The organism is Paenibacillus sp. FSL R5-0345 (assembly GCF_000758585.1).
Classification (GTDB): domain Bacteria; phylum Bacillota; class Bacilli; order Paenibacillales; family Paenibacillaceae; genus Paenibacillus_AQ.
This window is the reverse complement of the sequence record NZ_CP009281.1, coordinates 76,160-101,876: the sequence shown is the minus strand read 5'-3', so window position 1 is coordinate 101,876 and position 25,717 is coordinate 76,160. Positions and strand designations below refer to the sequence as shown.

The 25,717-nt window shown below is 46.4% G+C and carries 20 protein-coding genes and 3 rRNA genes; all 23 read right to left on the bottom strand.

Annotated features, from left to right (window positions below; all coding sequences use genetic code 11):
* Positions 1-46 precede the first annotated feature (46 nt).
* The 23 genes from pdxT to nadB all read right to left on the bottom strand — a co-directional run bounded on the left by pdxT (position 47) and on the right by nadB (position 25,713).
* Positions 47-643, bottom strand: a complete 597-nt coding sequence (gene pdxT / locus R50345_RS00470) for a pyridoxal 5'-phosphate synthase glutaminase subunit PdxT (RefSeq protein ID WP_042123188.1) — start codon at positions 641-643, stop codon at positions 47-49.
* A 19-nt stretch (positions 644-662) separates the two neighbouring features.
* Positions 663-1,544 (bottom strand): pyridoxal 5'-phosphate synthase lyase subunit PdxS, encoded by an 882-nt coding sequence (gene pdxS / locus R50345_RS00465; RefSeq protein WP_042123186.1) that lies wholly within the window; start codon positions 1,542-1,544, stop codon positions 663-665.
* Positions 1,545-1,655: 111 nt separating this feature from the next.
* Entirely contained in the window at positions 1,656-3,002 is a 1,347-nt protein-coding gene (locus R50345_RS00460; protein ID WP_042131743.1) for a D-alanyl-D-alanine carboxypeptidase family protein, read from the bottom strand.
* Positions 3,003-3,163: 161 nt separating this feature from the next.
* A complete protein-coding gene (gene guaB, locus R50345_RS00455; RefSeq protein WP_042123184.1) occupies positions 3,164-4,621 on the bottom strand; it encodes an IMP dehydrogenase in 1,458 nt (485 codons plus the stop codon).
* 430 nt (positions 4,622-5,051) lie between these two features.
* A 5S ribosomal RNA gene (rrf, locus tag R50345_RS00450) occupies positions 5,052-5,168 on the bottom strand.
* Between the two features lie 128 nt (positions 5,169-5,296).
* Positions 5,297-8,225 (bottom strand): 23S ribosomal RNA (locus tag R50345_RS00445).
* Between the two features lie 232 nt (positions 8,226-8,457).
* Positions 8,458-10,015, bottom strand: a 16S ribosomal RNA gene (locus R50345_RS00440).
* Together the 16S, 23S and 5S rRNA genes form the textbook arrangement of a ribosomal RNA operon.
* A gap of 448 nt (positions 10,016-10,463) precedes the next feature.
* The gene (gene lysS, locus R50345_RS00435) at positions 10,464-11,984 is read right to left on the bottom strand and encodes a lysine--tRNA ligase (RefSeq protein ID WP_170880371.1); all 1,521 of its coding nucleotides are present in this window, start codon (positions 11,982-11,984) and stop codon (positions 10,464-10,466) included.
* Between the two features lie 156 nt (positions 11,985-12,140).
* A complete protein-coding gene (greA, locus tag R50345_RS00430) occupies positions 12,141-12,620 on the bottom strand; it encodes a transcription elongation factor GreA (protein WP_042123182.1) in 480 nt (159 codons plus the stop codon).
* Between the two features lie 201 nt (positions 12,621-12,821).
* Complete coding sequence (gene dusB, locus R50345_RS00425; protein ID WP_042123180.1) at positions 12,822-13,838, bottom strand: tRNA dihydrouridine synthase DusB; 1,017 nt, start codon at positions 13,836-13,838, stop codon at positions 12,822-12,824.
* Between the two features lie 40 nt (positions 13,839-13,878).
* Positions 13,879-14,088: a helix-turn-helix domain-containing protein gene (locus R50345_RS30590; RefSeq protein ID WP_042123178.1), complete on the bottom strand. Its 210-nt coding sequence runs from the start codon at positions 14,086-14,088 to the stop codon at positions 13,879-13,881.
* Positions 14,040-14,591: a 2-amino-4-hydroxy-6-hydroxymethyldihydropteridine diphosphokinase gene (gene folK, locus R50345_RS00415; protein ID WP_042131741.1), complete on the bottom strand. Its 552-nt coding sequence runs from the start codon at positions 14,589-14,591 to the stop codon at positions 14,040-14,042. The genes R50345_RS30590 and folK overlap by 49 nt, the downstream gene beginning before the upstream one ends.
* 11 nt (positions 14,592-14,602) lie before the next feature.
* Positions 14,603-14,965, bottom strand: coding sequence for a dihydroneopterin aldolase (gene folB / locus R50345_RS00410; protein WP_042123176.1), 363 nt, complete (start codon positions 14,963-14,965; stop codon positions 14,603-14,605).
* A 30-nt stretch (positions 14,966-14,995) separates the two neighbouring features.
* The gene (gene folP, locus R50345_RS00405) at positions 14,996-15,853 is read right to left on the bottom strand and encodes a dihydropteroate synthase (protein ID WP_042123174.1); all 858 of its coding nucleotides are present in this window, start codon (positions 15,851-15,853) and stop codon (positions 14,996-14,998) included.
* Positions 15,850-16,731, bottom strand: coding sequence for an aminodeoxychorismate lyase (pabC, locus tag R50345_RS00400; protein ID WP_042123172.1), 882 nt, complete (start codon positions 16,729-16,731; stop codon positions 15,850-15,852). Before pabC ends, folP begins: the two co-directional genes overlap by 4 nt.
* Positions 16,728-17,309 carry an aminodeoxychorismate/anthranilate synthase component II gene (gene pabA, locus R50345_RS00395; RefSeq protein ID WP_042123170.1) on the bottom strand — a complete coding sequence of 194 codons (582 nt, stop codon included), beginning with the start codon at positions 17,307-17,309 and terminating at the stop codon, positions 16,728-16,730. Before pabA ends, pabC begins: the two co-directional genes overlap by 4 nt.
* A complete protein-coding gene (locus tag R50345_RS00390; protein WP_042123168.1) occupies positions 17,306-18,913 on the bottom strand; it encodes an anthranilate synthase component I family protein in 1,608 nt (535 codons plus the stop codon). The genes pabA and R50345_RS00390 overlap by 4 nt, the downstream gene beginning before the upstream one ends.
* A 556-nt stretch (positions 18,914-19,469) precedes the next feature.
* Positions 19,470-20,408, bottom strand: coding sequence for a cysteine synthase A (cysK, locus tag R50345_RS00385; protein ID WP_042123166.1), 939 nt, complete (start codon positions 20,406-20,408; stop codon positions 19,470-19,472).
* Positions 20,409-20,582: 174 nt separating this feature from the next.
* Positions 20,583-21,527, bottom strand: coding sequence for a peptidylprolyl isomerase (locus R50345_RS00380; RefSeq protein ID WP_081953962.1), 945 nt, complete (start codon positions 21,525-21,527; stop codon positions 20,583-20,585).
* An 8-nt stretch (positions 21,528-21,535) separates the two neighbouring features.
* The gene (gene hslO / locus R50345_RS00375) at positions 21,536-22,420 is read right to left on the bottom strand and encodes an Hsp33 family molecular chaperone HslO (RefSeq protein ID WP_042123163.1); all 885 of its coding nucleotides are present in this window, start codon (positions 22,418-22,420) and stop codon (positions 21,536-21,538) included.
* A gap of 47 nt (positions 22,421-22,467) precedes the next feature.
* Positions 22,468-23,235, bottom strand: a complete 768-nt coding sequence (locus R50345_RS00370; RefSeq protein ID WP_042123162.1) for a type III pantothenate kinase — start codon at positions 23,233-23,235, stop codon at positions 22,468-22,470.
* The gene (gene nadC / locus R50345_RS00365; RefSeq protein WP_042123160.1) at positions 23,232-24,107 is read right to left on the bottom strand and encodes a carboxylating nicotinate-nucleotide diphosphorylase; all 876 of its coding nucleotides are present in this window, start codon (positions 24,105-24,107) and stop codon (positions 23,232-23,234) included. Before nadC ends, R50345_RS00370 begins: the two co-directional genes overlap by 4 nt.
* Positions 24,097-25,713, bottom strand: a complete 1,617-nt coding sequence (nadB, locus tag R50345_RS00360; RefSeq protein WP_042123158.1) for an L-aspartate oxidase — start codon at positions 25,711-25,713, stop codon at positions 24,097-24,099. The genes nadC and nadB overlap by 11 nt, the downstream gene beginning before the upstream one ends.
* Positions 25,714-25,717: the final 4 nt, after the last annotated feature.

Below are 25,717 nucleotides of genomic sequence, written 5' to 3'. Positions count from 1 at the left end.
ACTCTTTCAAATTGCTGCTTACAGCTTTGAAAGAGTCAGAATGTTCTTATATGCGATTCTGTTGTTGCACTTGCCTAGTAGTCTCTACCATATCGGCAAAATATTGATGCAGTCTAAAATCATCGGTCAGTTCTGGATGAAAAGAAGACACCAGCAGGTTACCCTCCCGCGCAGTTACAATCTCATCATTATAGACTGTAAGCACATCGACTCCCGGACCTACCTCGTTGATAAGCGGTGCACGTATAAACACAGCACGGACCGGCTCATCGATGCCTTTAACCTCCAGATCACATTCAAAGCTTTCCCGTTGACGACCGAATGCATTCCGGGCTACCGTTATATCCATTAGCTCCAAATGCCCTGATTCGCCGCCGGCAATCCTTTTGGCCAGAACAATCATTCCCGCGCAAGTTCCAAAAATCGGCTTCCCCTGATTGGAGAAATCACGTATGGCTTCGATGAAGCCGTATTTCCGCATCAGCTTACCAATTGTTGTACTTTCACCACCAGGAATAATTAGGCCATCAACCTCATCAAGCTGCTCTACCCGCTTGATAGGTACGCCCTCAGCACCGGTCTTCTCTATACTAACAATATGCTCCGTAACAGCACCTTGAAGCGCCAGCACTCCTATTTTCATCCGAGCAACCTTCTCTCTATTAACGGCCACGCTCTGACATACGTTCAGCCGGGGTTAGAGTTGCAATATCAATCCCCTTCATTGGTGCACCAAGGTTCTTGGATACTTCTGCAATCAGTTTGTAATCAGTATAGTGTGTAGTAGCTTCAACAATCGCGCGTGCAAATTTCTCAGGGTTGTCCGATTTAAAAATACCCGAGCCTACGAACACACCATCCGCACCTAGATGCATCATCAGGGCAGCATCGGCAGGAGTTGCTACACCGCCAGCCGCAAAGTTAACAACCGGCAACTTGCCAAGCTCATGTACTTCAAGCAGCAACTCGTAAGGCACTCCCAGGTTCTTAGCTTCATTATATAGTTCATCCTTGGACAAATTGGTTACTTTGCGGATTTGGCTGTTGATAAAGCGCATATGACGCACTGCTTCAACAATGTTGCCTGTTCCTGGTTCACCTTTCGTACGAATCATGGATGCACCTTCATTAATACGTCTCAGGGCTTCTCCAAGATCCTTAGCTCCACATACGAATGGAACAGTGAACTCACGTTTATTAATATGGAACACTTCATCAGCAGGAGTAAGAACTTCACTCTCATCCAAATAGTCAACACCCAAGGATTCCAGGACCTTTGCTTCTACGTAATGGCCAATACGAGCCTTAGCCATAACAGGAATACTTACCACTTTAATAACCTCTTCTACAATTGTAGGATCGGCCATTCGTGCTACACCGCCAGCTGCGCGAATGTCAGAAGGTACGCGTTCCAAAGCCATAACTGCTACTGCACCCGCAGCCTCAGCAATTTTTGCTTGTTCTGCATTCATGACGTCCATAATGACGCCGCCTTTTTGCATTTCTGCCATGCCTCTTTTAACTCGCGATGTTCCAGTTTCCATGTCCTAGCCCCCCGAATGATCTATCGTAATCTAACTTGTAATTTTACCCCAATGAAGGGAAATATACAATCCACTTACTCGGAATTAATACAATTTTCGACGCTAAATTCATTAGAACAAGTTCTTGATCCCTGTAAATAAATCGCCGAAGAAATCTCCAATGGCTCTAAGGAATAAACTGAACCAACCGGCTTTCTCCGCTTCTTCAGCAGTAATCAGATTAACTGTCTTCTGCTGAACATCCGACATGCCTTCAACTTGGTAGGAATAAGTGACCTTACCCACTTTAGCAGATTGTTCTATAGGAGCAACTAAGGTTGCCGGATCATTTATTTCAACGGTTGTTTTAATTTCAGGGGAGGTTGTTCCCTTAGGGACGATAAATGAAACAGCTTCATCCGTAACTACAGACACCTCTTTACTTTTCCCTTTAAGAACTGGCACGGTTTCATTGCCGGCTATCACTGCTTTAGGGGCTACAACTTGTTTGATTTCAAAATTATTAAATCCGAAATCAAGTACTTTTTTCGTCTCTGTAAAACGGTGTGGCTCTGTATCAGCCCCCATTACTACACTTATCAGACGCATGCCATCACGTACAGCTGTACCTGCAAAACAATATTTAGCTCTAGCGGTATGGCCTGTCTTCAAGCCATCCAATCCCTCATAAGCATAAGCCTTGAAATTCTGGATATTCTTATTAGCTTCCAACATCCAGTTAAAGTTAATCATTGGCGCGGTATCGCGTTCACGGAACTTATAAGACTGAACCGTAGTAAATCTATTAAAATCAGGATGATCCGTAACGATATGTTTGGCAAGGATAGCAGCATCCATCGCTGACATTACGTTTTCTTTCTTATCAGTTGAGCGGTACTTCTTAGGCATGTCAGCTTTGTCTAATCCAGTAGAATTAACAAAATAAGCAGTTTTCATCCCCATCTTCTGGGCAGTCTGATTCATTAGCTCTACGAATTCCAATTCTGATCCAGAAACTAGTTCTGCCAAAGCTACTGTAGCATCATTTGCAGATCCGACAGCCATTGCTATGTACAGCTCTTCAACCGTATGCTCGTCATTTTCCGCTAGAAAAATCCGTGATCCGACTTGTTTAGACGCATTTTCACCTACTATGACTTTTTGATCCCAGGAAAGCTGTCCTGTCTTCACCGCTTCTGCTACAAGATACTCTGTCATCATCTTAGTCATACTAGCTGGAGGCAAAGCCTCATCTGCATTCATTGATAGAAGAACTTCACCTGTTGTTGGTTCTATTAGAACCGCTGATTTCAAATTTAGACCCAGTGATTCCACAGAAGGGATCTTTACCGCTTTCTGAGTGGTCTGAGCTGCAGTACCAGCTTGTATTGTCGTAGTCGTACCTTCCTCAGCGAATGCCGGAAGTGGAGTGGAAACTAACATATTTAAAAGTAGACCTACTGTGACTGTCTTAATCATAAATTGCTTACCGTTAAACTTCTGCTTGTGCTTCAATGATTACTACTCTCCTTTAAACCTCATATCAATAGCTTGTTCTATTCTAACACAGGGGTACACGCAAAAAAAGACAGACAGGACGAAATAGTCCTGTCTGTCCAAAAAATAGTCTTTCTAGTCCATTACACGGAATAGTTTGGCGCTTCTTTCGTGATTTGCACATCATGTGGATGGCTTTCGCGAAGTCCAGCACTTGTGATACGAATGAACGAAGTGTCATTCCGGAGCTCTTCGAGCGACTTGGTACCACAGTAGCCCATACCCGAACGCAGCCCGCCAATCAATTGATGAACGGTATCCGAAAGAGGTCCTTTAAAAGCGATACGGCCTTCAATTCCTTCAGGAACAAGCTTCTTATCGTCATCCTGGAAATAACGATCCTTACTACCTTGTTTCATGGCACTCATACTGCCCATACCACGATATACTTTAAATTTACGGCCTTGATAAAGCTCCGATTCTCCTGGGCTTTCTTCTGTACCCGCAAACATACTTCCCATCATTACTGCATGAGCACCAGCGGCAATAGCCTTAGTGATTTCACCGGAGTACTTTATTCCACCGTCAGCGATGATAGGAACTCCGTACTCACGAGCAACCGTTGCACAATCATAAATGGCTGTAACCTGCGGAACACCGATACCAGCGATAACGCGTGTTGTACAGATAGATCCAGGTCCAATACCTACTTTAACTACAGAAGCTCCAGCTTCAATAAGTTCACGGGTTGCTTCACCTGTAGCCACGTTACCAGCAACAATCGTAAGATCAGGATACAACTCACGAATTTGGCGAACAGCTTCAATAATATTAATATGATGACCATGTGCAGAATCAACGACAATCAGATCTACACCTGATTTAACTAACGCTGCAGTACGTTCGAATGTATCTTTAGAGATACCGACAGCTGCTCCAACTAGTAAGCGACCGTGTGCATCTTTCGCTCCGTTAGGGAACTGAATGGCTTTCTCGATATCTTTAATCGTGATCAAGCCCTTAAGAACGTTATTCTCGTCCACCAGCGGCAATTTCTCAATTTTATGACGTTGTAAGATGCCTTCTGCTTCTTGAAGTGTCGTACCTACAGCAGCAGTCACGAGATTCTCATGCGTCATAACTTCTTTAATTGGAATACTATAGTCATGAATAAAGCGTAAATCTCTATTAGTTAGAATACCGACCAGTTTGTTGTCACTGTCTACAATCGGTACTCCTGAAATGCGATATTTACCCATCAATAGTTCAGCATCAGAAACCAGATGTTCTGCTGAAAGTGAGAAAGGGTTAGTAATAACTCCGCTCTCGGAACGCTTCACACGATCCACTTCTTCCGCTTGCTGCTCTACAGGCATATTCTTGTGAATAATGCCGATACCACCCTCACGAGCAATAGCAATGGCCATAGCCGCTTCTGTGACTGTGTCCATACCTGCACTCATAAGCGGGATGTTCAACTTCACATTCTTACTTAGAACTGTAGTCAAATCTACTTCCTTCGGCAGTACCTCAGATTTACGCGGAACCAGCAGCACATCATCAAAAGTTAGACCTTCTTTACCAAACTTATCTTTCCACACCTGGGTCATTCCTCCTCGGTTGTTTTTAAATTATACCCGCCTACAAACTTTATAAAGAAGAACCTTCGCCTTTAAGTCCATTCACGACAGACAACTCTGTACATCTGGAAGTAGAACAAGTTCATATCTTCAATTTAGGTTTGTGATGCTCATCCAAAAATATATTATTGCCATCTTAGCAAAGGGCATTTGGACTGTCAAGAACATTACATCATCAGAGTAGGTATTCAAAAAACGACTCTCGAGTAAGCGAATTATTGGACTATTGTCCACGCACAGTGGACGTTTTGTGGTGGAATTATAAAATTCACCACAGCCACCACCAATCCTTACGCCTATCTATACTGTAGTATCTCAAATTAAACCCTAATGAATTCTTCAATAATACAACAAAAAGACCACTGTCGATAACTCAACAGTGGTCTTGCGTGCTTGGCAACGTCCTACTCTCCCAGGACCCTTCGGTCCAAGTACCATCGGCGCTGGAGGGCTTAACGGTCGTGTTCGGGATGGGTACGCGTGGAACCCCTCCGCTATCGCCACCAAACATGCGTCTGTGAAACAGACGCTGCCGCGTGAAATTTAGTTCATCACCAGAAGTGAGAAAAAATTTCTAAGCGTGTTACAGGCTTGATGCCTGAAAACTGAATCCGAATTGAATTTGCGTCTTAAGTATAGGATAAGCCCTCGACCGATTAGTATTGGTCAGCTCCATGCATTACTGCACTTCCACCTCCAACCTATCTACCTCGTCGTCTTCAAGGGGTCTTACTAATTGGGAAATCTCATCTTGAGGGGGGCTTCACGCTTAGATGCTTTCAGCGCTTATCCCGTCCGTACGTAGCTACCCAGCCATGCTTCTGGCGAAACAACTGGTGCACCAGCGGTACGTCCATCCCGGTCCTCTCGTACTAAGGACAGCTCCTCTCAAATTTCCTGCGCCCACGACAGATAGGGACCGAACTGTCTCACGACGTTCTGAACCCAGCTCGCGTACCGCTTTAATGGGCGAACAGCCCAACCCTTGGGACCTACTTCAGCCCCAGGATGCGATGAGCCGACATCGAGGTGCCAAACCTCCCCGTCGATGTGGACTCTTGGGGGAGATAAGCCTGTTATCCCCAGGGTAGCTTTTATCCGTTGAGCGATGGCCCTTCCATGCGGTACCACCGGATCACTAAGTCCGACTTTCGTCCCTGCTCGACTTGTAGGTCTCGCAGTCAAGCTCCCTTATGCCTTTGCACTCTTCGAATGATTTCCAACCATTCTGAGGGAACCTTGGAACGCCTCCGTTACTCTTTAGGAGGCGACCGCCCCAGTCAAACTGCCCGCCTGACACGGTCCCCGTACCCGGTAAGGGCACTAGGTTAGAACCTAGATACGATCAGGGTGGTATCCCAACGGCGCCTCCACCGAAGCTTGCGCTCCGATTTCTACGGCTCCCACCTATCCTGTACAGATCGTACCCAAATTCAATATCAAGCTGCAGTAAAGCTCCATGGGGTCTTTCCGTCTTGTCGCGGGTAACCTGCATCTTCACAGGTATTAAAATTTCACCGGATCTCTCGTTGAGACAGCGCCCAAGTCGTTACGCCATTCGTGCGGGTCAGAATTTACCTGACAAGGAATTTCGCTACCTTAGGACCGTTATAGTTACGGCCGCCGTTTACTGGGGCTTCGGTTCATAGCTTCGGGTTACCCCTAACCACTCCCCTTAACCTTCCAGCACCGGGCAGGCGTCAGCCCGTATACTTCGCCTTGCGGCTTCGCACAGACCTGTGTTTTTGCTAAACAGTCGCTTGGGCCTTTTCACTGCGGCCCCCTCGTGCTATTCACACTACCGGGGCACCCCTTCTCCCGAAGTTACGGGGTCATTTTGCCGAGTTCCTTAACGAGAGTTCTTCCGCGCGCCTTAGAATTCTCTTCTCGCCTACCTGTGTCGGTTTGCGGTACGGGCACCTTCTCCTGGCTAGAGGCTTTTCTTGGCAGTGTGAGATCATGACCTTCGCTACTACAATTTTCGCTCCCCATCACAGCCCAGCCTTAATGATGTGCGGATTTGCCTACACATCAGCCTCACTGCTTAGACGGACATATCCATCAGTCCGCGTCACTACCCTCCTGCGTCACCCCATCGCTCATAGCGGATTACGGTGGTACAGTAATTTCAAACTGTTGTCCTTCGACTACGCCTTTCGGCCTCGCCTTAGGTCCCGACTTACCCTGAGCGGACGAGCCTTCCTCAGGAAACCTTGGGCTTTCGGCGGATCAGATTCTCACTGATCTTTTCGTTACTCATACCGGCATTCTCACTTGTATGCTGTCCAGCGCTCCTTACGGTACACCTTCAACCCACATACAACGCTCCCCTACCCCAGATACATACGTATCTAGCCATAGCTTCGGTGGTGTGTTTAGCCCCGTTACATTTTCGGCGCAGAGTCACTCGACCAGTGAGCTATTACGCACTCTTTCAATGGTGGCTGCTTCTAAGCCAACATCCTGGTTGTCTGTGCAACTCCACATCCTTTCCCACTTAACACACACTTGGGGACCTTAGCTGATGGTCTGGGCTGTTTCCCTTTTGACAATGGATCTTAGCACTCACTGTCTGACTCCCGGCAATAAGTATATGGCATTCGGAGTTTGACTGAGCTTGGTAATCCTTGCGGACCCCGCACCCAATCAGTGCTCTACCTCCACTACTCTTATACCGAGGCTAGCCCTAAAGCTATTTCGGGGAGAACCAGCTATCTCCGAGTTCGATTGGAATTTCTCCGCTACCCCCACCTCATCCCCGCACTTTTCAACGTGCGTGGGTTCGGGCCTCCAGTGCGTGTTACCGCACCTTCACCCTGGACAGGGGTAGATCACACGGTTTCGGGTCTACGTCCACATACTAAATCGCCCTATTCAGACTCGCTTTCGCTGCGGCTCCGTCTTCTCGACTTAACCTTGCATGTTAAACGTAACTCGCCGGTTCATTCTACAAAAGGCACGCCATCACCCATTAATAGGGCTCTGACTTTTTGTAAGCACACGGTTTCAGGTTCTATTTCACTCCCCTTCCGGGGTGCTTTTCACCTTTCCCTCACGGTACTGTTTCACTATCGGTCGCCAGGTAGTATTTAGCCTTAGCAGATGGTCCTGCTGGATTCATACGGGGTTTCACGTGCCCCGCACTACTCGGGATCCGTCTCGGAGAGAACACAGTTTAGGCTACAGGGCTTTTACCTCTATCGCGGGCCTTTCCAGACCTCTTCGCCTACCATATTCCTTTGTAACTCCATGTGAGACGTCCCACAACCCCTAAGAGCAAGCTCTTAGGTTTAGGCTGTTCCGCGTTCGCTCGCCGCTACTGACGGAATCACTATTGTTTTCTCTTCCTCAGGGTACTTAGATGTTTCAGTTCCCCTGGTCTGCCTCTACACACCCTATGTATTCAGATGTGAGTAACTGCGAATTACCACAGCTGGGTTTCCCCATTCGGACACCCCCGGATCAAAGCTTGCTTACAGCTCCCCGAGGCAGTTTCGTTGTTCGCCACGTCCTTCGTCGGCTCCTGGCGCCTAGGCATCCTCCGTGTGCTCTTATTAGCTTAACCTTGATTTTTCTTTCGAAAAATCTCACTAATAACATTTACTTGTTTACACAAGTTGCTAAAAGATGTTCTAAAACGCAAATTCGTTTCGGTATCCAGTTTTCAAGGATCAAGTCTTACTTGAGAGCTTAAACTCTCAAAACTGAGCAACGAGTGAGTAACAGGCCTAAACCTGAGTTTTGGAAGTTTAACTTCCGATTTGAATGTCTTCATTGCAGAAGACAATTCTCCATAGAAAGGAGGTGATCCAGCCGCACCTTCCGATACGGCTACCTTGTTACGACTTCACCCCAATCATCTACCCCACCTTCGGCGGCTGGCTCCCTTGCGGGTTACCCCACCGACTTCGGGTGTTGTAAACTCTCGTGGTGTGACGGGCGGTGTGTACAAGACCCGGGAACGTATTCACCGCGGCATGCTGATCCGCGATTACTAGCAATTCCGACTTCATGCAGGCGAGTTGCAGCCTGCAATCCGAACTGAGACCGGCTTTGATGGGATTGGCTCCACCTCGCGGCTTCGCTTCCCGTTGTACCGGCCATTGTAGTACGTGTGTAGCCCAGGTCATAAGGGGCATGATGATTTGACGTCATCCCCACCTTCCTCCGGTTTGTCACCGGCAGTCACTCTAGAGTGCCCAACATTACTTGCTGGCAACTAAAGTTAAGGGTTGCGCTCGTTGCGGGACTTAACCCAACATCTCACGACACGAGCTGACGACAACCATGCACCACCTGTCTCCTCTGTCCCGAAGGCCGCTGCTATCTCTAGCAGATTCAGAGGGATGTCAAGACCTGGTAAGGTTCTTCGCGTTGCTTCGAATTAAACCACATACTCCACTGCTTGTGCGGGTCCCCGTCAATTCCTTTGAGTTTCAGTCTTGCGACCGTACTCCCCAGGCGGAGTGCTTACTGTGTTAACTTCGGCACCAAGGGTATCGAAACCCCTAACACCTAGCACTCATCGTTTACGGCGTGGACTACCAGGGTATCTAATCCTGTTTGCTCCCCACGCTTTCGCGCCTCAGCGTCAGTTACAGCCCAGAAAGTCGCCTTCGCCACTGGTGTTCCTCCACATATCTACGCATTTCACCGCTACACGTGGAATTCCACTTTCCTCTTCTGTACTCAAGTCACCCAGTTTCCAGTGCGACCTCAGGTTGAGCCCAAGGTTTAAACACCAGACTTAAATGACCGCCTGCGCGCGCTTTACGCCCAATAATTCCGGACAACGCTTGCCCCCTACGTATTACCGCGGCTGCTGGCACGTAGTTAGCCGGGGCTTTCTTCTCAGGTACCGTCACTCCGATAGCAGTTACTCTACCGGACGTTCTTCCCTGGCAACAGAGCTTTACGATCCGAAAACCTTCATCACTCACGCGGCGTTGCTCCGTCAGACTTTCGTCCATTGCGGAAGATTCCCTACTGCTGCCTCCCGTAGGAGTCTGGGCCGTGTCTCAGTCCCAGTGTGGCCGTTCACCCTCTCAGGTCGGCTACGCATCGTCGCCTTGGTGGGCCGTTACCCCACCAACTAGCTAATGCGCCGCAGGCCCATCCCTCAGTGACAGATTGCTCCGTCTTTCATTCTTCCTTCAGGAGAAAAAAGAAATTATCCGGTATTAGCTACCGTTTCCGGTAGTTATCCCAGTCTAAGGGGCAGGTTGCCTACGTGTTACTCACCCGTCCGCCGCTAAGTTATTTTGAAAGCAAGCTTTCAAAATAACTCCGCTCGACTTGCATGTATTAGGCACGCCGCCAGCGTTCGTCCTGAGCCAGGATCAAACTCTCCAATTAGTATTGAAAAGAGCGATATGCTCATTTTGAAACATCTGACGAGAAAATTAATTCTCACGATGAAATTTCAAAAGCGTAAAATACGCTGTGAAACTCATCAGTTTTGGATTTCACTTTCGTGATTTCCTACTCACTCGTTGTTCAGTTTTCAAAGATCAAGTTCTCGTTGGCGCCGTTTAATGTCTCAGCAGCAACTCTTATACTATATCATGTTCGGATATTTAATGTCAAGCTATTTTTTAACTTCTTTTTCGAGCTCGGCATGTGTATTTATTGGCCGGACTTAGAATATATCATGTATAGAGATTGATTGCAACACTTTTTTTCAAACAAATTAGCATTAAGCTATATATCCTCAAAGCAATACTGAAACCCTTACCTTCTGATCAACAGTAGCCAAGGAGAACCGCCGTTAGACAGCTCCCCCGTGCTCATTGTTGTATAAATACTATTCGTTTGTACGGTTACGCATATGCGGGAACAGCAGTACATCACGAATAGATGCAGAATTCGTAAGCAACATAATCAAACGGTCAACACCGATTCCTAGTCCACCAGTAGGAGGCATACCATATTCCAAAGCACGGATGAAGTCATCATCCATCTCATGAGCTTCGTCATTTCCTTGCTCTTTCTCCTGGATTTGCGCTTCAAAGCGTTGACGTTGGTCGATCGGATCATTCAATTCACTAAATGCATTCGCATGCTCACGACCCACAATAAACAATTCAAAACGATCGGTGAAGCGTGGATCCTCATCGTTTTTCTTAGCAAGTGGTGAGATTTCAACCGGATGTCCCATTACAAAGGTAGGCTGAATCAGAGTTTCCTCTACAAATTGCTCGAAGAAAGCATTTAGGATATGGCCGAAAGACATGTGCTTCTCTACAGGTACACGGTGCTCTTTTGCGAGAGCCTGTGCTTCCTCATCTGTCATATGAACACTGAAATCAACACCGGTTACTTCTTTAACGGCATCAACCATAGTTACACGACGCCATCCTGGTGACAGATCTACCGGCTTGCCCTGATAGTCGACCTGTTGAGTTCCTAATACCTCTTGGGCAATATGAGCGATCATATTCTCCGTAAGGTTCATGATGTCCTTGTAATCAGCATAAGCTTCATACAGCTCAATCATAGTAAACTCAGGATTATGACGAGTCGAGATCCCTTCATTACGGTAGACACGACCGATTTCGTATACTTTTTCCAATCCACCAACAATAAGACGTTTCAAATGAAGCTCAATCGCAATCCGCATATACAGCTGCATTTCAAGCGTATTGTGGTAAGTGATAAACGGACGCGCAGCAGCTCCACCGGCAATCGCATGAAGTGTTGGTGTTTCGACTTCAAGATAACCAAGTGAATCCAAATAACGACGCATCGATTGAATGATTCTTGAACGAGCAATAAATGTCTGTTGAACTTCTGGATTAATAATCAAATCAACATAGCGCTGACGGTAACGCAGCTCTACATCTTTAAGGCCATGATATTTCTCAGGAAGTGGCAACAAGGACTTGGACAAGACTTCGAGATTATGCACTTTGATGGAGGTCTCGCCTGTTTTAGTTTTGAATACTGTTCCGCGAACGCCGATGATATCTCCTAGATCGAGAACATTGAACGCTGCGTATTGCGTTTCAGGAATGCTGTCTTGACGAACATAAAGCTGGATTCTTCCACTGAGGTCTTGGATATGCGCAAAACTGGCTTTACCCATCACACGTTTTGCCATAATACGGCCTGCTATGCTGACTTCAACGGATAGCTCGTCCAATTCTTCTTTAGAAAGTCCATCATACTTCGATACTAAGTCGCCAGCGTTAGCTGTACGCTCATACTTTTTGCCGAAAGGATCGATACCAAGTCCTCTAAGCTCGTCCAATTTGGCACGGCGGATTTGCAAAAGCTCACTAAGTTCGTTCTCTGCATTTTCCACATTATTGATTTCCTCGGTCATGCTATTCATCCCCTTGCAGATATAAATCCCTTATATTTTGAAAAAAAGCTTCCCTAAGGAAGCTTTCCCAAACAATGTTCCCTTATCTGCCTGCATACAACAAAACTACTTATACATTCGGCAGCACATCTATTTACAGACTATAAGATCTGTACACTACTTCATTCTGATATCGAGAATTTTATATTGAATAACGCCTGCAGGTGTATTAACGTCAACAATCGTGCCTATTTTCTTGCCGATGATGGCTTTGCCTACTGGACTTTCATTGGAGATCTTATTATTCAGTGGATCGGACTCCGCTGTACCTACGATCGTGTATTCCATAGTGTCACCATATTCCAAATCTTCTACACTTACAGTAACACCGATACTTACCACATCAGTAACGATCTCGTCGCTATTAATGATGCGCGCGTTGCGAAGCATCTTCTCCAAGGTGATAACGCGTCCTTCGATAAAAGCCTGCTCATTCTTCGCGTCTTCATACTCCGAGTTCTCACTGATATCTCCGTAGCCAATCGCTACCTTAATCCGTTCAGCAACCTCACGGCGTTTCACAGATTTGAGGGTCTCCAGCTCATCTTCCAGACGCTTTAGCCCGTCCGGCGTAAGGATGACTTCTTTATCGCTCATCTCAACCGATTCTCCTGTCGTATACAATTATTGAAAACACCATACTATATGCTAATCTAGGAGGATAAGAACACTCCCTGCTGCATTGCTCTTACTGTAACGGCGATTTTATACTGTGAAATTATATTGGAACCGCTACAAAATGTCAATGACACCACATATAAAGTGGGATGTGTTCAAAAAGCGTTAGGAAAATAACGTTTATACTGCGGATGAAGACATTTCATTCCCCTTATTCGCTTCTTCATGCTGAAGTTGAACGACAAAATCATTCAAAATCTTCACCATTCCATCACGTTTGGTCTCTAACATGAGTACATCCTTCACACGTGCAGCAGACTTTAGGCCTTTTAAATACCAAGCCATATGCTTACGCATATCACGAACAGCAATGGCTTCTCCCTTAAGAGCAACCAGTCGATCCATATGAAGAATGGCAACCTTAATTTTCTCATCTAACCCCGGCTCAGGCATCAGTTCCCCGGTGCTTAAATACTGAATCGTACGATACAGCATCCATGGGTTACCTAGCGCACCACGCCCGATCATCACACCATCACAACCCGTCTGATCAAGCATAGCCCGAGCATCTTCAGGTGTATTGACATCCCCATTGCCGATAACCGGAATGGAGACCGCTTCCTTTGCCATCTTGATATAATTCCAATCCGCACGACCCGTGTAGAGTTGCTCCCGTGTTCGTCCGTGTACACTGACAGCCTTGCCACCCGCACGTTCTACTGCACGCGCATTATCTTCGACAAAAATATGCTCACTATCCCAGCCAATCCGCATCTTCACAGTTACAGGCTTATCAACAACATCGACAACCGCGGATACCATTTCATAGATTTTGTCGGGATTCAGAAGCCAACGGGCTCCCGCATCACATTTTGTTACTTTAGGCACCGGGCATCCCATATTGATATCGATAATATCAGCATTGGTCTCTTTATCAACTACTTTTGCCGCTTGTACCAGTGACTCTCTGTCTCCACCAAAAATCTGCAAACTAAGCGGTTTCTCACGTTCATCCACGAACAACATTTCGCGAGTACGCGTATTTCCGTGAATAATAGCCTTGTCGCTCACCATTTCTGCACAGACTAAACCTGTACCAAACTCTTTAGCGATTAGACGAAAAGCTGGATTGCAAACGCCAGCCATAGGTGCCAGAACAACTTGATTCTTCATCTCAATGTCGCCAATCTTCAGCATTCGTATCACTTCCTCTATTCCTATTTGTATCCCTTAAAAATTATGAGTTAGGATTTGCCAATTCTTCGGTTGTAACCCCTAGGACATTCGCAATTTTATCTAAAATTTGATCTTCCAAATGTCTGTTGCCTCTCTCGACTGCGCCAAGCACAGCCAATGAAATCCCAGCGAGATCCGCAAGCTCCTGTTGAGTGTAGCCTTTTAGCTTGCGGAATGCCCTGATCCTCCGTCCCATACGCTTGTTGTCCACAACCGAATTCCTTCCTTCCCGTCTATGTCTTGAAGCGCTGCTGTAATCAACTTGCGGAGTCCGGAAGACTGTTCGTCCTGTGGAACGATATCACTGAGCGGAAGCATTACAAATGCACGCTCAAACATACGCGGATGCGGTAACGTTAAATGCGGGGTATCCAGTGTCTGCCCCTCTACCCACAATAGATCTAGATCTACCGTTCTCGGCCCATACCGGATATCCCGGATACGACCCAGCTGCGTCTCAATCCCCAGCATTACTTCCAGCAAGGTCTCTGGCGCAAGCGTCGTGCGCAAAGCTGCTGCCATATTGAGAAACTGTGGCTGATCTAAATAACCTACAGGCTCTGTCTCGTAAACTTTGGAGCAGCGAACCACCGTTATTTCATCATAATTATTCAGTCTGTTCAAAGCCTCTGACAGCGTACCCTCACGGTCACCCAAATTAGCCCCTAAAGCAATATAAGCCTCTGATTCTTCAGAGGTGGAATGTATATTCATGGACATTGTTCTCACTTTCTAGTTCTGCGCAGCTCTACAGTCACTCCCTGAAAATGAATGTCGAATGGCGGATGCGGTTTAGTTACTTTTACCGTTACTGCATTGATAACAGTATAAGTGTCCAGTAAGGAGGATGCAATGTATTCTGCCAAAGCTTCAATCAACTTAAAGGACTTTATTTCGACAATATTTTTAACAAGCTCATGCACTTCAGCATAGTTCACCGTCTGGTTCAAGTCATCATTCTGACCCGCTCCCTGCAGATCAAGCTCCAGCTCCAAATCAATGTAAAAACGTTGACCCAGCTTACGCTCCTCTTCAAATACACCATGATATCCGTAGTATTCCATTCGATGCAGCGTCATTTTATCCATCTTTAAACCCGCCCTTTTTCTAAAATATCTTTATTCACGCACCACTGGAGGTGCAGCATACAACATCGCATCACACATCTTGACCGTTCTTTTAATCAGGGATACATCATGCACACGTACGATCTGGCAGCCCTGAGCAATACCGAAAGCTACAGTAGCTGCGGTACCTTCGACAACATCATCAGAGGGTAAATCAAGTACCGTCCGGATGAATTTTTTGCGTGAAGTCGCGAGTAACAGCGGATAGCCAAGATCAGTTAATCGGTCTAAAAGTATCATTGCCTGCAAATTTTCATTAAAATCCTTAGCAAAGCCGATCCCTGGATCCAAGATAATATTGGCCGGCTTCACGCCTGCGGCTAAAGCAAGGTCAATACTTTCCTTAAGGTCTGCCGACATATCTGCACTTAGATTTGTATACTCACGATCCTGACGGTTATGCATCAAAATAATAGGACAGTCCGCAGCTGCTGCCACTGCCGCCATTTCCGGATCTGCCTTACATCCCCATATGTCATTAATGATATGAGCACCAGCGGCAATAGCTTGGCGTGCCACTTCAGCTTTGTAGGTATCAATAGATAAAGGAATATGCGGTGCCGCTCGATGAATACTCTCGATGACAGGTAATACACGCGCTAGTTCCTCTTCAAGCCCCACCGGTTTATGACCCGGACGGGTAGACTCCCCACCAATATCTATAATATCAGCACCGTCGGCAGCCATGCGCAGCGCATGTTCTACTGCTTTGTCCGGATGATCACAAAGTCCTCCATCTGAAAAAGAATCCGGGGTTACATTCAGGATGCCCATAATCAGCGTTCGATCTCCCAATTGTAAATCTGTACTCCCACAGCGGTACGTCCGCTTAAATATGATTGGTCTCAATTCGATACTCCCGTCCTTTCTCTATAGGCTGAAATCATAACCGAAGTAATCTTGCCGCAAAGGCCATCGCCTACGGTAAATCTTTTATCTTTTTCCCAAAGCGTTGTGACAGGAACAATTTCTTGCACGGAATTAGTAAGAAATACTTCGTCAGCTATTTTCAACTGCTCCCAGTGATATGCGCCCTCTTCTACCCTAATTCCAGCACTACGAGCCAGCTCCATTACCATTTCCCGGGTAATTCCCGGCAGAATCCCAGTTGAGATATCCGGCGTATGGAGAATATTGTTTTTTATAAAAAAGATGTTGCTGACAATGCCCTCTGCTATGATCTCTTGTTCGGTCAACATCAGTCCTTCAGAACCATTCGAAGCAGAGGCATACCCCCTAAGCTCACGCTTGGCCAAAATATTATTCATATAATGCAGCGACTTGAACCGCACTGCTCCCTCAGGAGTGTTACGTCGTAAGGACAACAGTTGCAGCTCTTTGCCTTCGGTATATAGTTTATCAGGAGCTTTCGGGAGCGCTTTGATGTACAGCAAATGATTAGGCTCACGGTAATCGTCCGCCGGTAATCCGAGAATATCCTCGCCAGCGGTCACGGTATAGCGTATATAAGCTTCCTTTAATTCATTTTTGTCCATAACACGTTGAATCCACTCCTGCAGATGTTCAGCATCCTGCTCAAAGGGAATACCAAGCTCCTTACACCCCTCCGCCATACGCTTCAAATGACGCTCCAGCAAAAAAGGCAGTCCACCATACGTCCGAAAAGTCTCGAATAACCCTATGCCGTATAAAAAGCCGTGATCCAGTGCGGAAACCACGGCTTGTCGTGCATCTATGACATCATTGTTAAATCCTATATATTTCATGCCGTTTCTCCGGCTCTCCGTTTCAAGAAATTACGCAGCATCGTATGACCATGATCCGTAATAATAGATTCCGGGTGGAACTGCACACCTTCGATAGGGTATTCTTTATGGCGCAGTGCCATAATCTCCCCTTCTTCAGTCTCCGCTGTAATCTCCAGACAATCCGGCAGACTCTCACGTTCAACAATCAAAGAATGATATCTAGTTGCTGTAAAAGGAGACTCCAGACCTTCAAAAACCGACGTGCCTTTATGATGAATCGGAGATGTCTTTCCATGCATCAAACGCTCTGCACGAATAACATTGCCACCAAATGCTTGGCCAATCGCCTGATGTCCAAGGCATACGCCGAAGATCGGAATAATACCTTTGAAATGATGCAATAATTCCAAACTGATCCCCGCTTCATTAGGTGTACATGGTCCTGGAGAAATTAGAATATGATCGGGAGCCATTTTTTCAATCTCTTCAATGGTAATTTCATCGTTGCGGTGTACTTTAACCTCTTCCCCTAGTTCCCCCAAATACTGCACGAGGTTATACGTAAAGGAATCATAATTATCGATGACCAAGATCACAGTGTTTCTCCCCCTTCGGCGCCGCCGGTAGTTTGGGATTCCTGCTGCAATTCACTACAGAGGACTGCCTTCACTACCGCTTTGGCTTTATTATGGCATTCACGGTATTCACGATATGGATCAGAGTCGATCACGATGCCTGCACCTGTCTGAATATATCCGACTCCATCCTTTACAGCCAGTGTTCTAATAATAATATTTAATTCCATATTTCCGTTATAGTCAATAAAGCCCATGGATCCTGTATACGGTCCACGCCGAACCGGCTCCAGTTCTTCAATGATTTCCATTGTTCTTACTTTAGGCGCACCTGTAATCGTCCCCCCCGGGAACAAAGCTGCGATAACAGCGTAAGCGTCCTTATCGGGCGCGACCTGGCCCTCAACCTGCGAAACGAGATGCATCACATGAGAGTAGCGCTCCACCGTCATCAGCTCAGGTACGCTGACGGACCCGTATGCAGCGACACGTCCAATGTCGTTGCGCTCTAGATCGACAAGCATGATATGCTCGGCGATCTCTTTTTCGCTCCCGCGAAGCTCCGCCTCCATGGCGGCATCCTCCGCGGGAGTCAGGCCTCGGCGCCGGGTGCCGGCGATTGGCCGTGCGCTCACTTTGTCCCCGTGCAGCTTGACGAGCAGCTCCGGTGAAGCGCTGGACAGCGCGAAGCCGGGCGACCGCAAGAGCCCCATGTACGGGGACGGATTGAGCTTGCGCAGCCACTCGTAAACATCCTCCGGCGAGGACTTCAGCTGCGCCTCCTGGCGCAGCGAGAGGTTCACTTGGAATACATCGCCTTGGCGGATGTATTCCTGAACGTCCAGCACAGCCTGCTGGAACTTCTCTGGTGAAAAAGCCGAGGTCATGCCCGGCCACTCTCCTGATGAAGCCGTAATGGATTCAATGCTATCTACGGTTTCTTTGTTCAAGCCCGAGGTTGAAGAAATCAACTGCCATTGCTCAACCATTCGCCCGGCCTGCTCTATCCCCCCGAGGTAAAGGTTCTGCAATTCCTCCATCCCGCATTCTGCTGGAACCGGGACGTGAACTGCACAATAAAGCACATGCTCTTCATGATCATAAATCCATACCTCATCCATCCTCATAAAAAGATAATCAGGAAAACCAGGATCATCTTGTGCAAGAGACGGCAAACGCTCCAATGAGCGGACCACATCGTACCCTAGAAATCCAATGCATCCACCTGTAAATGGAGGAATGCCCTGAACATTTAGACTTGGCGAGGTGAAGCCAGACATCCATTGCTGTAGCAGTTCCAGCGGCTGTCCTTGCAGCGTTGTTACCTCAAGTATTTCCTCATCGTCCGCTGATTCCAAAGATTCAGTAGAAAAGTTAAATACTTCGGCCTTGTCCTCTTTTCCCTTCAATATGGATATAGGATTCAAGCCTAAGTACGTAAATCGCCCACCCTTGCCACTTTCTAAGACTACAGAATACTGGGAAGCTAATTCCCAGGCCTTCTCCCACGATGCAGGCAACTCGTTTGTGCACCGGGGGGATTTTATTATTAAAGGGAACATGCTCCAGTCCTCAGCTGCCCATTGTTCCCACTCATGCCATGTCGTTATGATTTCCAAAGCCATCCTCCTAAAAGTTTTGTCTAGCATAATCCTACAATTTATTCTTCGGGACAAAACTTACTTCGTAAGCATTTGCTTAGTTTTATGGAGCCATTACATCATAGATATCACTTCGCAATAAAACTTACTTCGTAAGCATTTGCTTAAGTTTTGTCTATCATAATCCTACAGTTTATTCTTCGGGACAAAACCCGCTTCGTAAGCATTTGCTTAGTTTTATGAAGCCATTACATCGTAGTCATCACTTCTCAACAAAAATCGCTTCGTAAGCATTCCATTAGTTTTGTCCAGCCTTCACCTATTTTAAATCGTCAGTAGTATGTTGCCTGTCAGTATACTGTACTTAAGGCATTATTGAAAAGCCCCCAGCGATAGGAAATTATTATGGTTTTTGCGTTTTCAGTAAAAAGCAAAGTGTTTTTCAACAATAATGATGTTACCGCGTCAAGCCTGCCGTATATGTACAGAACCTTTTGCCTTATTAATCAACGAAAAGAGTCTCCATCACCACCAAAAGGGTGGTATGAAGACTCTTATAGATTTACGTTATTGCAAGCAATTACGCTTCGAAATTGTAAAGTGGTGTGCTCAGGTAACGTTCACCGTTACTTGGAATAATGACAACTACCTTTTTGCCAGGACCCAAGTCTTTAGCTACCTTAAGCGCCGCAAACACAGCAGCACCTGAAGAAATACCGGAAAGAACGCCTTCTTCTTTAGCTACACGGCGTGCAGTTTCGAATGCTTCATCGTTCTCTACATGGATAATCTCATCATAAATATCCTGGTTCAGAATCTCAGGAATGAAGTTAGCTCCGATACCCTGGATTTTGTGAGGGCCTGGTTTGCCTCCTGCCAAGATTGGAGAAGCAGCAGGTTCCACAGCATAGATCTTCACGTCAGGATATTTGCTCTTCAGCACTTCACCTGCACCCGTGATCGTTCCACCTGTTCCGATACCTGCAATAAAAGCATCCAGTGGGCCACCGATGGACTCAATCGCTTCAACGATTTCAGGTCCAGTGGTCTCACGGTGGATCTTCACGTTCGCTTTATTCTTGAATTGCTCGGATGGGAAATAGCTTGGGTTCTCTTTCAGAATTTCTTCCGCTTTCTTAACCGCACCATTCATGCCTTCCGATCCTGGAGTTAGTACCAATTCTGCTCCGTATGCACGAAGTAGATTGCGACGCTCCAAGCTCATGGTTTCAGGCATTACGATAACTGCCTTATAACCTTTAGCCGCAGCTACAAGTGCCAAGCCGATACCAGTATTACCACTAGTTGCTTCTACAATTGTACCTCCTGGCTTCAGTAGACCTTCGCGCTCAGCTTCTTCCACGATGCTGATTGCGATACGGTCTTTTACGCTTGATCCCGGGTTCTGATATTCCAATTTCAAATAAATATCTGCGGAGCCTTCCTGTGCCAGACGATTCAAACGAACGAGCGGAGTACCGCCGATCAATTCTGTTACGTTGTTAACGACTTTAGCCATGAGCAAAAACCTCCTTAGAATGATAAGTGCAATATAAGAACGTAAATTATGACTTTACTCTTCTGTATGTGGGTGCCTTTTACGCAGTAATAACTGCTATAAAGAGGTGTAGATATTTGACCACCGTTAGTTATTTCCGACTAAAACGGTAGGTTTTACGTTAATATCATATTATCAATCTTGCAGGCTGTTGTCAATATTTATTGCCACATCATATTTTGTACGCAAATCACTCTCTACTTGTTGTAGAGGAGGTGCTTGCTCCAAAGCCAGTTCTTGACGTATCAGCGCCCGTATCTCCTTCTGGTCCGGAACTGCTGGAGAGTGAATACTCTCTAGTCGAATGATAGCGAAGTCGTCCTCCGCCTGAATCGGTCCCGCTATATCACTCGCATCCAAACTAGCCGCAGTCTTAAGCAGTCCTTCAGGCCAAAAAGGATCGTCTTCCTCCACCTTCCCCAAGCTGCCTCCTTGCTGCCGACTCGCTTCATCAATGGACACTTCCCTAGCCAAATCAGCAAAGTTCTCACCCTGCTCCAAACGATCCATTACCTGCTCGCCTTCTTCATAAGATGAAACCTTGATCATGGAGAGCTCTAGTTCTCTTTTCGGAGTAAACCGCTCAGCATTTTGATCTAAATAAGTATCGATATCCGCTTCATTAATCGTAATACCCACGGTGGCTATCGCTTGTAAGGTTAGACGATAAGCTGTCTCTGCGAACACTTCCTGACGGGATAAACCCAGCTGAGACTGCATTTGCGCATAATACTGTTCTTCGGATCCGTATCCAACCATAGTTCGTGCAAGCTCCTGCTCAACCTCATCATCCGTCACAGTAATCCCCAGAGCCTTAGCTTCCATCTCCACAACAATATGATTGATTATTCCAACTAGCACTTCGTAACCATGCTTTTTTTTCAGCTCATCCATCCACTGCTTATCTGTTATCGGTTGCCCGCCTGCAGTCGCTATCTCCGATATTTCACTCTCTGTTGTATCTCCTTTTAGAAGGGCCATGGCGCGTAAACTCCAGAATAACAGACCCCCGAGCATTAAAGATGCAACAGCTAGAATAACAACCGTATTGCGAAGTGCGCGTTCCTGTCTCGTCATCATCCCATGACCTACGAGTTCGCTTGTTCTAAAATGACCTGTAATTCGTCCTTATTAAAAACATAAGCCTCGTTGCAAAAATGACATACAACTTCAGCCTGTTCATCTTCTGCAATTATTCTCTCCAGTTCAGCTTGCCCAAGGCTAATCAATGTCTGCTCTACCCGCTCACGCGAACATTGACAAGCAAAGTTAATATCCAGTTCATCCATAACCACGGCATCCGGCAAAAGAAAACGCAGCATTTCTTCTGGCTCTAAGCCCTGATCAAGGAGTGTTGTCACGGAAGGCATAGCCCCTAGAGCTTTTTCGATCTCCGTAATCTCCGCATCCGTCAGTCCTGGAAGAAGCTGCACGATAAATCCTCCGGCTACAATTACTGACTCATCAGTATCTACTAGTACACCCAAGCCAACGGCAGCTGGGGTTTGCTCAGATACAGCGAAATAATAAGTGAAATCTTCTGCAAGCTCTCCAGAGATGATTGGAATACTACCTCGATAAGGTTCCTTTAAACCCAAATCCTTAATAATATCAATGAACCCTTCCGTCCCTACAGCTCCAGCTACATCTAATTTGCCCATGCTATTGCTAGGTAAGTGAACGTGAGGATGGTGTACATATCCGCACACTTCTCCCAACGCATTGGACTCCGCAACAATTTGTCCAATCGGTCCATCCCCTTTGACCATGATGCATAGCTTCTCTCTACCTTTGAGCATAGCGCCCATCATGGCTGCAGCGGTAACCGTACGTCCTAACGCGGCTGTTGCCGTCGGATACGTATCATGTCTACGCCGCAATTCCTCGACCAATTCTGTTGTGCGGACAGCAAACGCTCTCACTTTACCATTCATAGCCGTTCCACGGATAAGTCGATCCTTCTTTTTTTCCATTGGGTGCTTAGCCCTCCTATCTCTTCGCCCTTTAGGCTTCTTTATCTTTATTGGTTACGATCATAAATAATTCGTAATCCTTCTAGTGTTAACATGGGGTTTACTTCGTCGATACAATCCGTCTCACCTGCAATTAGCGAAGCGAGACCTCCGGTAGAAATAACCTTTAGCCCCGGAGCATTCATCTCGATTTTGATACGCTTAACGATTCCCTCAACCTGACCCGCGTACCCAAAAATAATACCAGCCTGCATAGCATGCACTGTATTACGTCCGATAACTTTTTTAGGCTTCTCTAACTCAATTCGTGGCAGTTTGGATGCTCGCTGATATAAGGCCTCTGTAGAAATGCCAAGCCCCGGAACAATCGCTCCTCCGAGATAATTAGCTCCCGCATCGATACAATCAAAGGTCGTAGCCGTACCAAAATCAACAACAACAAGCGGACATTTATATTGTTCAATCGCAGCCACAGCATTAACAATCCGGTCTGCGCCAATCTCACGTGGATTCTCATAGCGAAGATTAAGGCCCGTTTTTATCCCTGGTCCCACGAGTAACGGATCTTTGCCTATATACTTTATACACATATCCACGATAGTCTTAACCAGGGGTGGAACTACCGAGGATATAATTACACCTTCCACCTCTTTGACAGAAATTCCTGACATCTGAAAAAGATTGTGTATCAGCACTCCATATTCATCCACGGTCGATTGGCGCGCAGTACTTAGACGGAAATGATGCAACAATTCACGCTTTCTGTATACGCCGAGAACAATATTGGTATTACCGATATCAACAGCAAGCATCATGATGAAGGCCCTTCCTTCTTGGCATTAAGGTCTAGACTAATATCCAGACTGGAGAAGGAGTACGTAAGGCGCCCTACAGAGATCACATCCACGCCTGTTTCTGCAATCCCACGAACCGTTTCTAACGATACATTGCCGGAGGCCTCTGTCTTGACATGTGGCGCTTTAGCTTTAATCCTAGCCACCGCTTGCTTCATCATCTCGTTAGACATATTATCCAGCATAATAATATCAGCACCTGCTGCCAGCGCCTCTTCGACTTGCTCTAAGTTCTCAGTCTCTACTTCAATGCTCATCGTATGCGGGATGTTCTTTCGAGCACGACCTACAGCTTGCCGAATACCCCCCGCACCTTTGATATGATTGTCCTTGATCATAACCGCATCATATAAGCCAAAGCGATGATTAAAGCCTCCACCAACACGAACTGCATATTTCTCAAGCATACGATGGCCTGGTGTAGTCTTCCGTGTATCTACTAGACGAGTCGATAATCCATCAAGCACCTGTACGAAAGATGCCGTACGTGAGGCAACACCCGAAAGACGCTGCATCAAATTGAGCGCAAGCCGTTCACCTGTAAGAATTGCGTGTGTGCTGCCTTCCACCTCAATAATTACAGTCCCTTTGGTCACTGCTTGACCTTCTTCTACAAGGGCTGTAAAGCTAAGCGTAGGATCAACAATTTCAAAAACCAACTCTGCAATTGGGATACCACAAATTACGCCATCTTCTTTAGCATGAATAATCCCTTTAGATTGATGGCCAACAGGTATCGTCATCTGTGTTGTTACATCCCCGGAACCAACATCTTCCCGCAGCCAAGCCTTGATGGATTGTACTAGTTCTTCATTGTAACCATTAAACATCATCGCTTAATTCCTCCACTATTCCCAGATCGCGAATTTGAAGCAGGTGCTTGCGCCACTGAACATCACTTCGCTGCGGATAATCCTCACGGTAATGTGCCCCCCGACTCTCTTCCCGTGCTAGAGCAGACTCTGTCACGAGCAAACAGCAGGTCAGCATATTAGCGAACTCGTATTCCTCGCGTTTAGTCAATACGGATCCAAAGATGGGTAGCTGCCGTTTCAATTCTTCTATTCCCTTAGACAAGGTCTCTTCATTACGTCGTAATCCAGCATATCGAACCATTACCTTTTGCAGCTTCAAACGGCGTTCCACAATAGCTTGAGTTGGCGAATCAACACGCCCATCGTTGCTGCTAACTGATACAACATCACGTCCAAGCGGGGATAATTTGCGAATCCGCTCAATAATACGATGCCCAAAAACAACTGCTTCTGATAATGAATTGCTTGCTAATCGATTAGCCCCATGTACGCCTGTGGAAGAAACCTCTCCGCAAGCAAACAAGCGGGGAATCGTACTCTCCCCATTCAGATCGGTCTTAATGCCCCCCATCATATAATGCGCAGCTGGAGCCACTGGAATCCAATCACTTGTAATATCCAATCCATAGCCCATACATGTCTCATGTATTGTAGGGAACCGATGCTTCACCATTTCTGGAGATTCATGCGTAATATCCAAATAGACAAACGTTGACTTTGTAAGCTCCATTTCACTTACAATTGCCCGAGCTACAATATCTCGTGGGGCTAGCTCAAGCAACTCATGATAACGCTCCATGAACCGCTCTCCATTAATATTGCGCAATACTGCGCCTTCCCCACGAACTGCTTCGGAGATTAGGAATCTAGGAGCTCCAGGATAACTCAATGCTGTAGGATGAAATTGAATAAATTCCATATCTCTTATATGAGCGCCGGCTCGATAGGCAATGGCTACCCCATCGCCTGTAGCTACTTCAGGGTTGGTAGTGTATCTAAATAATTGTCCTGCTCCACCAGAGCACAAAATAGTCGCATCCCCTTGCAGGAATAACCGTCCGCCCCCGGGACGCTGCAACAATGCGCCTACACATTCTCCGCCTTCAGTGATGAGATCAATGACGTAATGATCATCCCACACCTCAATATTCTTATGTTCTGCTACCTGTTCAGCCAAAGCACGAACAATCTCATAACCTGTAGCATCTCCATTAGCATGCAAAATACGACGGTGGCTATGCGCTCCTTCCTGCGTCAAAGCCAGTACCCCATCTTCCTTATCAAAAAGAGTGCCTAAACGAATTAGCTCATGAACTCGATCTGGTCCTTCATTAACAAGTGCATCGACAGCTGTGGAGGAGCAAAGACCTGCTCCAGCCATTAAGGTATCCTGCCGGTGGTAAGCAGGAGAATCGTCCTCAGCTATTACAGCTGCGATCCCCCCTTGTGCATAGCGAGTATTACTCTCCATTACTGATTTCTTTGTGATCATAATGACACGCCGATCTTCACTAGCTTTAATAGCCGTGAACAATCCGGCAATCCCTGAACCGATAACAATACAATCTGTCTTTACTTTAGGAATATCCCGAAGATCAAAATCAACCAAATATTGTGGAATCATGACC

What these genes read in the sequence shown, in the direction of transcription:
- pdxT (WP_042123188.1), bottom strand. Translation starts at nt 643, where the DNA reads ATGAAAATAGGAGTGCTGGCGCTTCAAGGTGCTGTTACGGAGCATATT.
- pdxS (WP_042123186.1), bottom strand. Translation starts at nt 1,544, where the DNA reads ATGGAAACTGGAACATCGCGAGTTAAAAGAGGCATGGCAGAAATGCAA.
- R50345_RS00460 (WP_042131743.1), bottom strand. Translation starts at nt 3,002, where the DNA reads ATGATTAAGACAGTCACAGTAGGTCTACTTTTAAATATGTTAGTTTCC.
- lysS (WP_170880371.1), bottom strand. Translation starts at nt 11,984, where the DNA reads ATGACCGAGGAAATCAATAATGTGGAAAATGCAGAGAACGAACTTAGT.
- greA (WP_042123182.1), bottom strand. Translation starts at nt 12,620, where the DNA reads ATGAGCGATAAAGAAGTCATCCTTACGCCGGACGGGCTAAAGCGTCTG.
- dusB (WP_042123180.1), bottom strand. Translation starts at nt 13,838, where the DNA reads ATGCTGAAGATTGGCGACATTGAGATGAAGAATCAAGTTGTTCTGGCA.
- folK (WP_042131741.1), bottom strand. Translation starts at nt 14,591, where the DNA reads ATGAATATACATTCCACCTCTGAAGAATCAGAGGCTTATATTGCTTTA.
- folB (WP_042123176.1), bottom strand. Translation starts at nt 14,965, where the DNA reads ATGGATAAAATGACGCTGCATCGAATGGAATACTACGGATATCATGGT.
- pabC (WP_042123172.1), bottom strand. Translation starts at nt 16,731, where the DNA reads ATGAAATATATAGGATTTAACAATGATGTCATAGATGCACGACAAGCC.
- R50345_RS00390 (WP_042123168.1), bottom strand. Translation starts at nt 18,913, where the DNA reads ATGGCTTTGGAAATCATAACGACATGGCATGAGTGGGAACAATGGGCA.
- cysK (WP_042123166.1), bottom strand. Translation starts at nt 20,408, where the DNA reads ATGGCTAAAGTCGTTAACAACGTAACAGAATTGATCGGCGGTACTCCG.
- R50345_RS00380 (WP_081953962.1), bottom strand. Translation starts at nt 21,527, where the DNA reads ATGATGACGAGACAGGAACGCGCACTTCGCAATACGGTTGTTATTCTA.
- hslO (WP_042123163.1), bottom strand. Translation starts at nt 22,420, where the DNA reads ATGGAAAAAAAGAAGGATCGACTTATCCGTGGAACGGCTATGAATGGT.
- R50345_RS00370 (WP_042123162.1), bottom strand. Translation starts at nt 23,235, where the DNA reads ATGATGCTTGCTGTTGATATCGGTAATACCAATATTGTTCTCGGCGTA.
- nadC (WP_042123160.1), bottom strand. Translation starts at nt 24,107, where the DNA reads ATGATGTTTAATGGTTACAATGAAGAACTAGTACAATCCATCAAGGCT.
- nadB (WP_042123158.1), bottom strand. Translation starts at nt 25,713, where the DNA reads ATGATTCCACAATATTTGGTTGATTTTGATCTTCGGGATATTCCTAAA.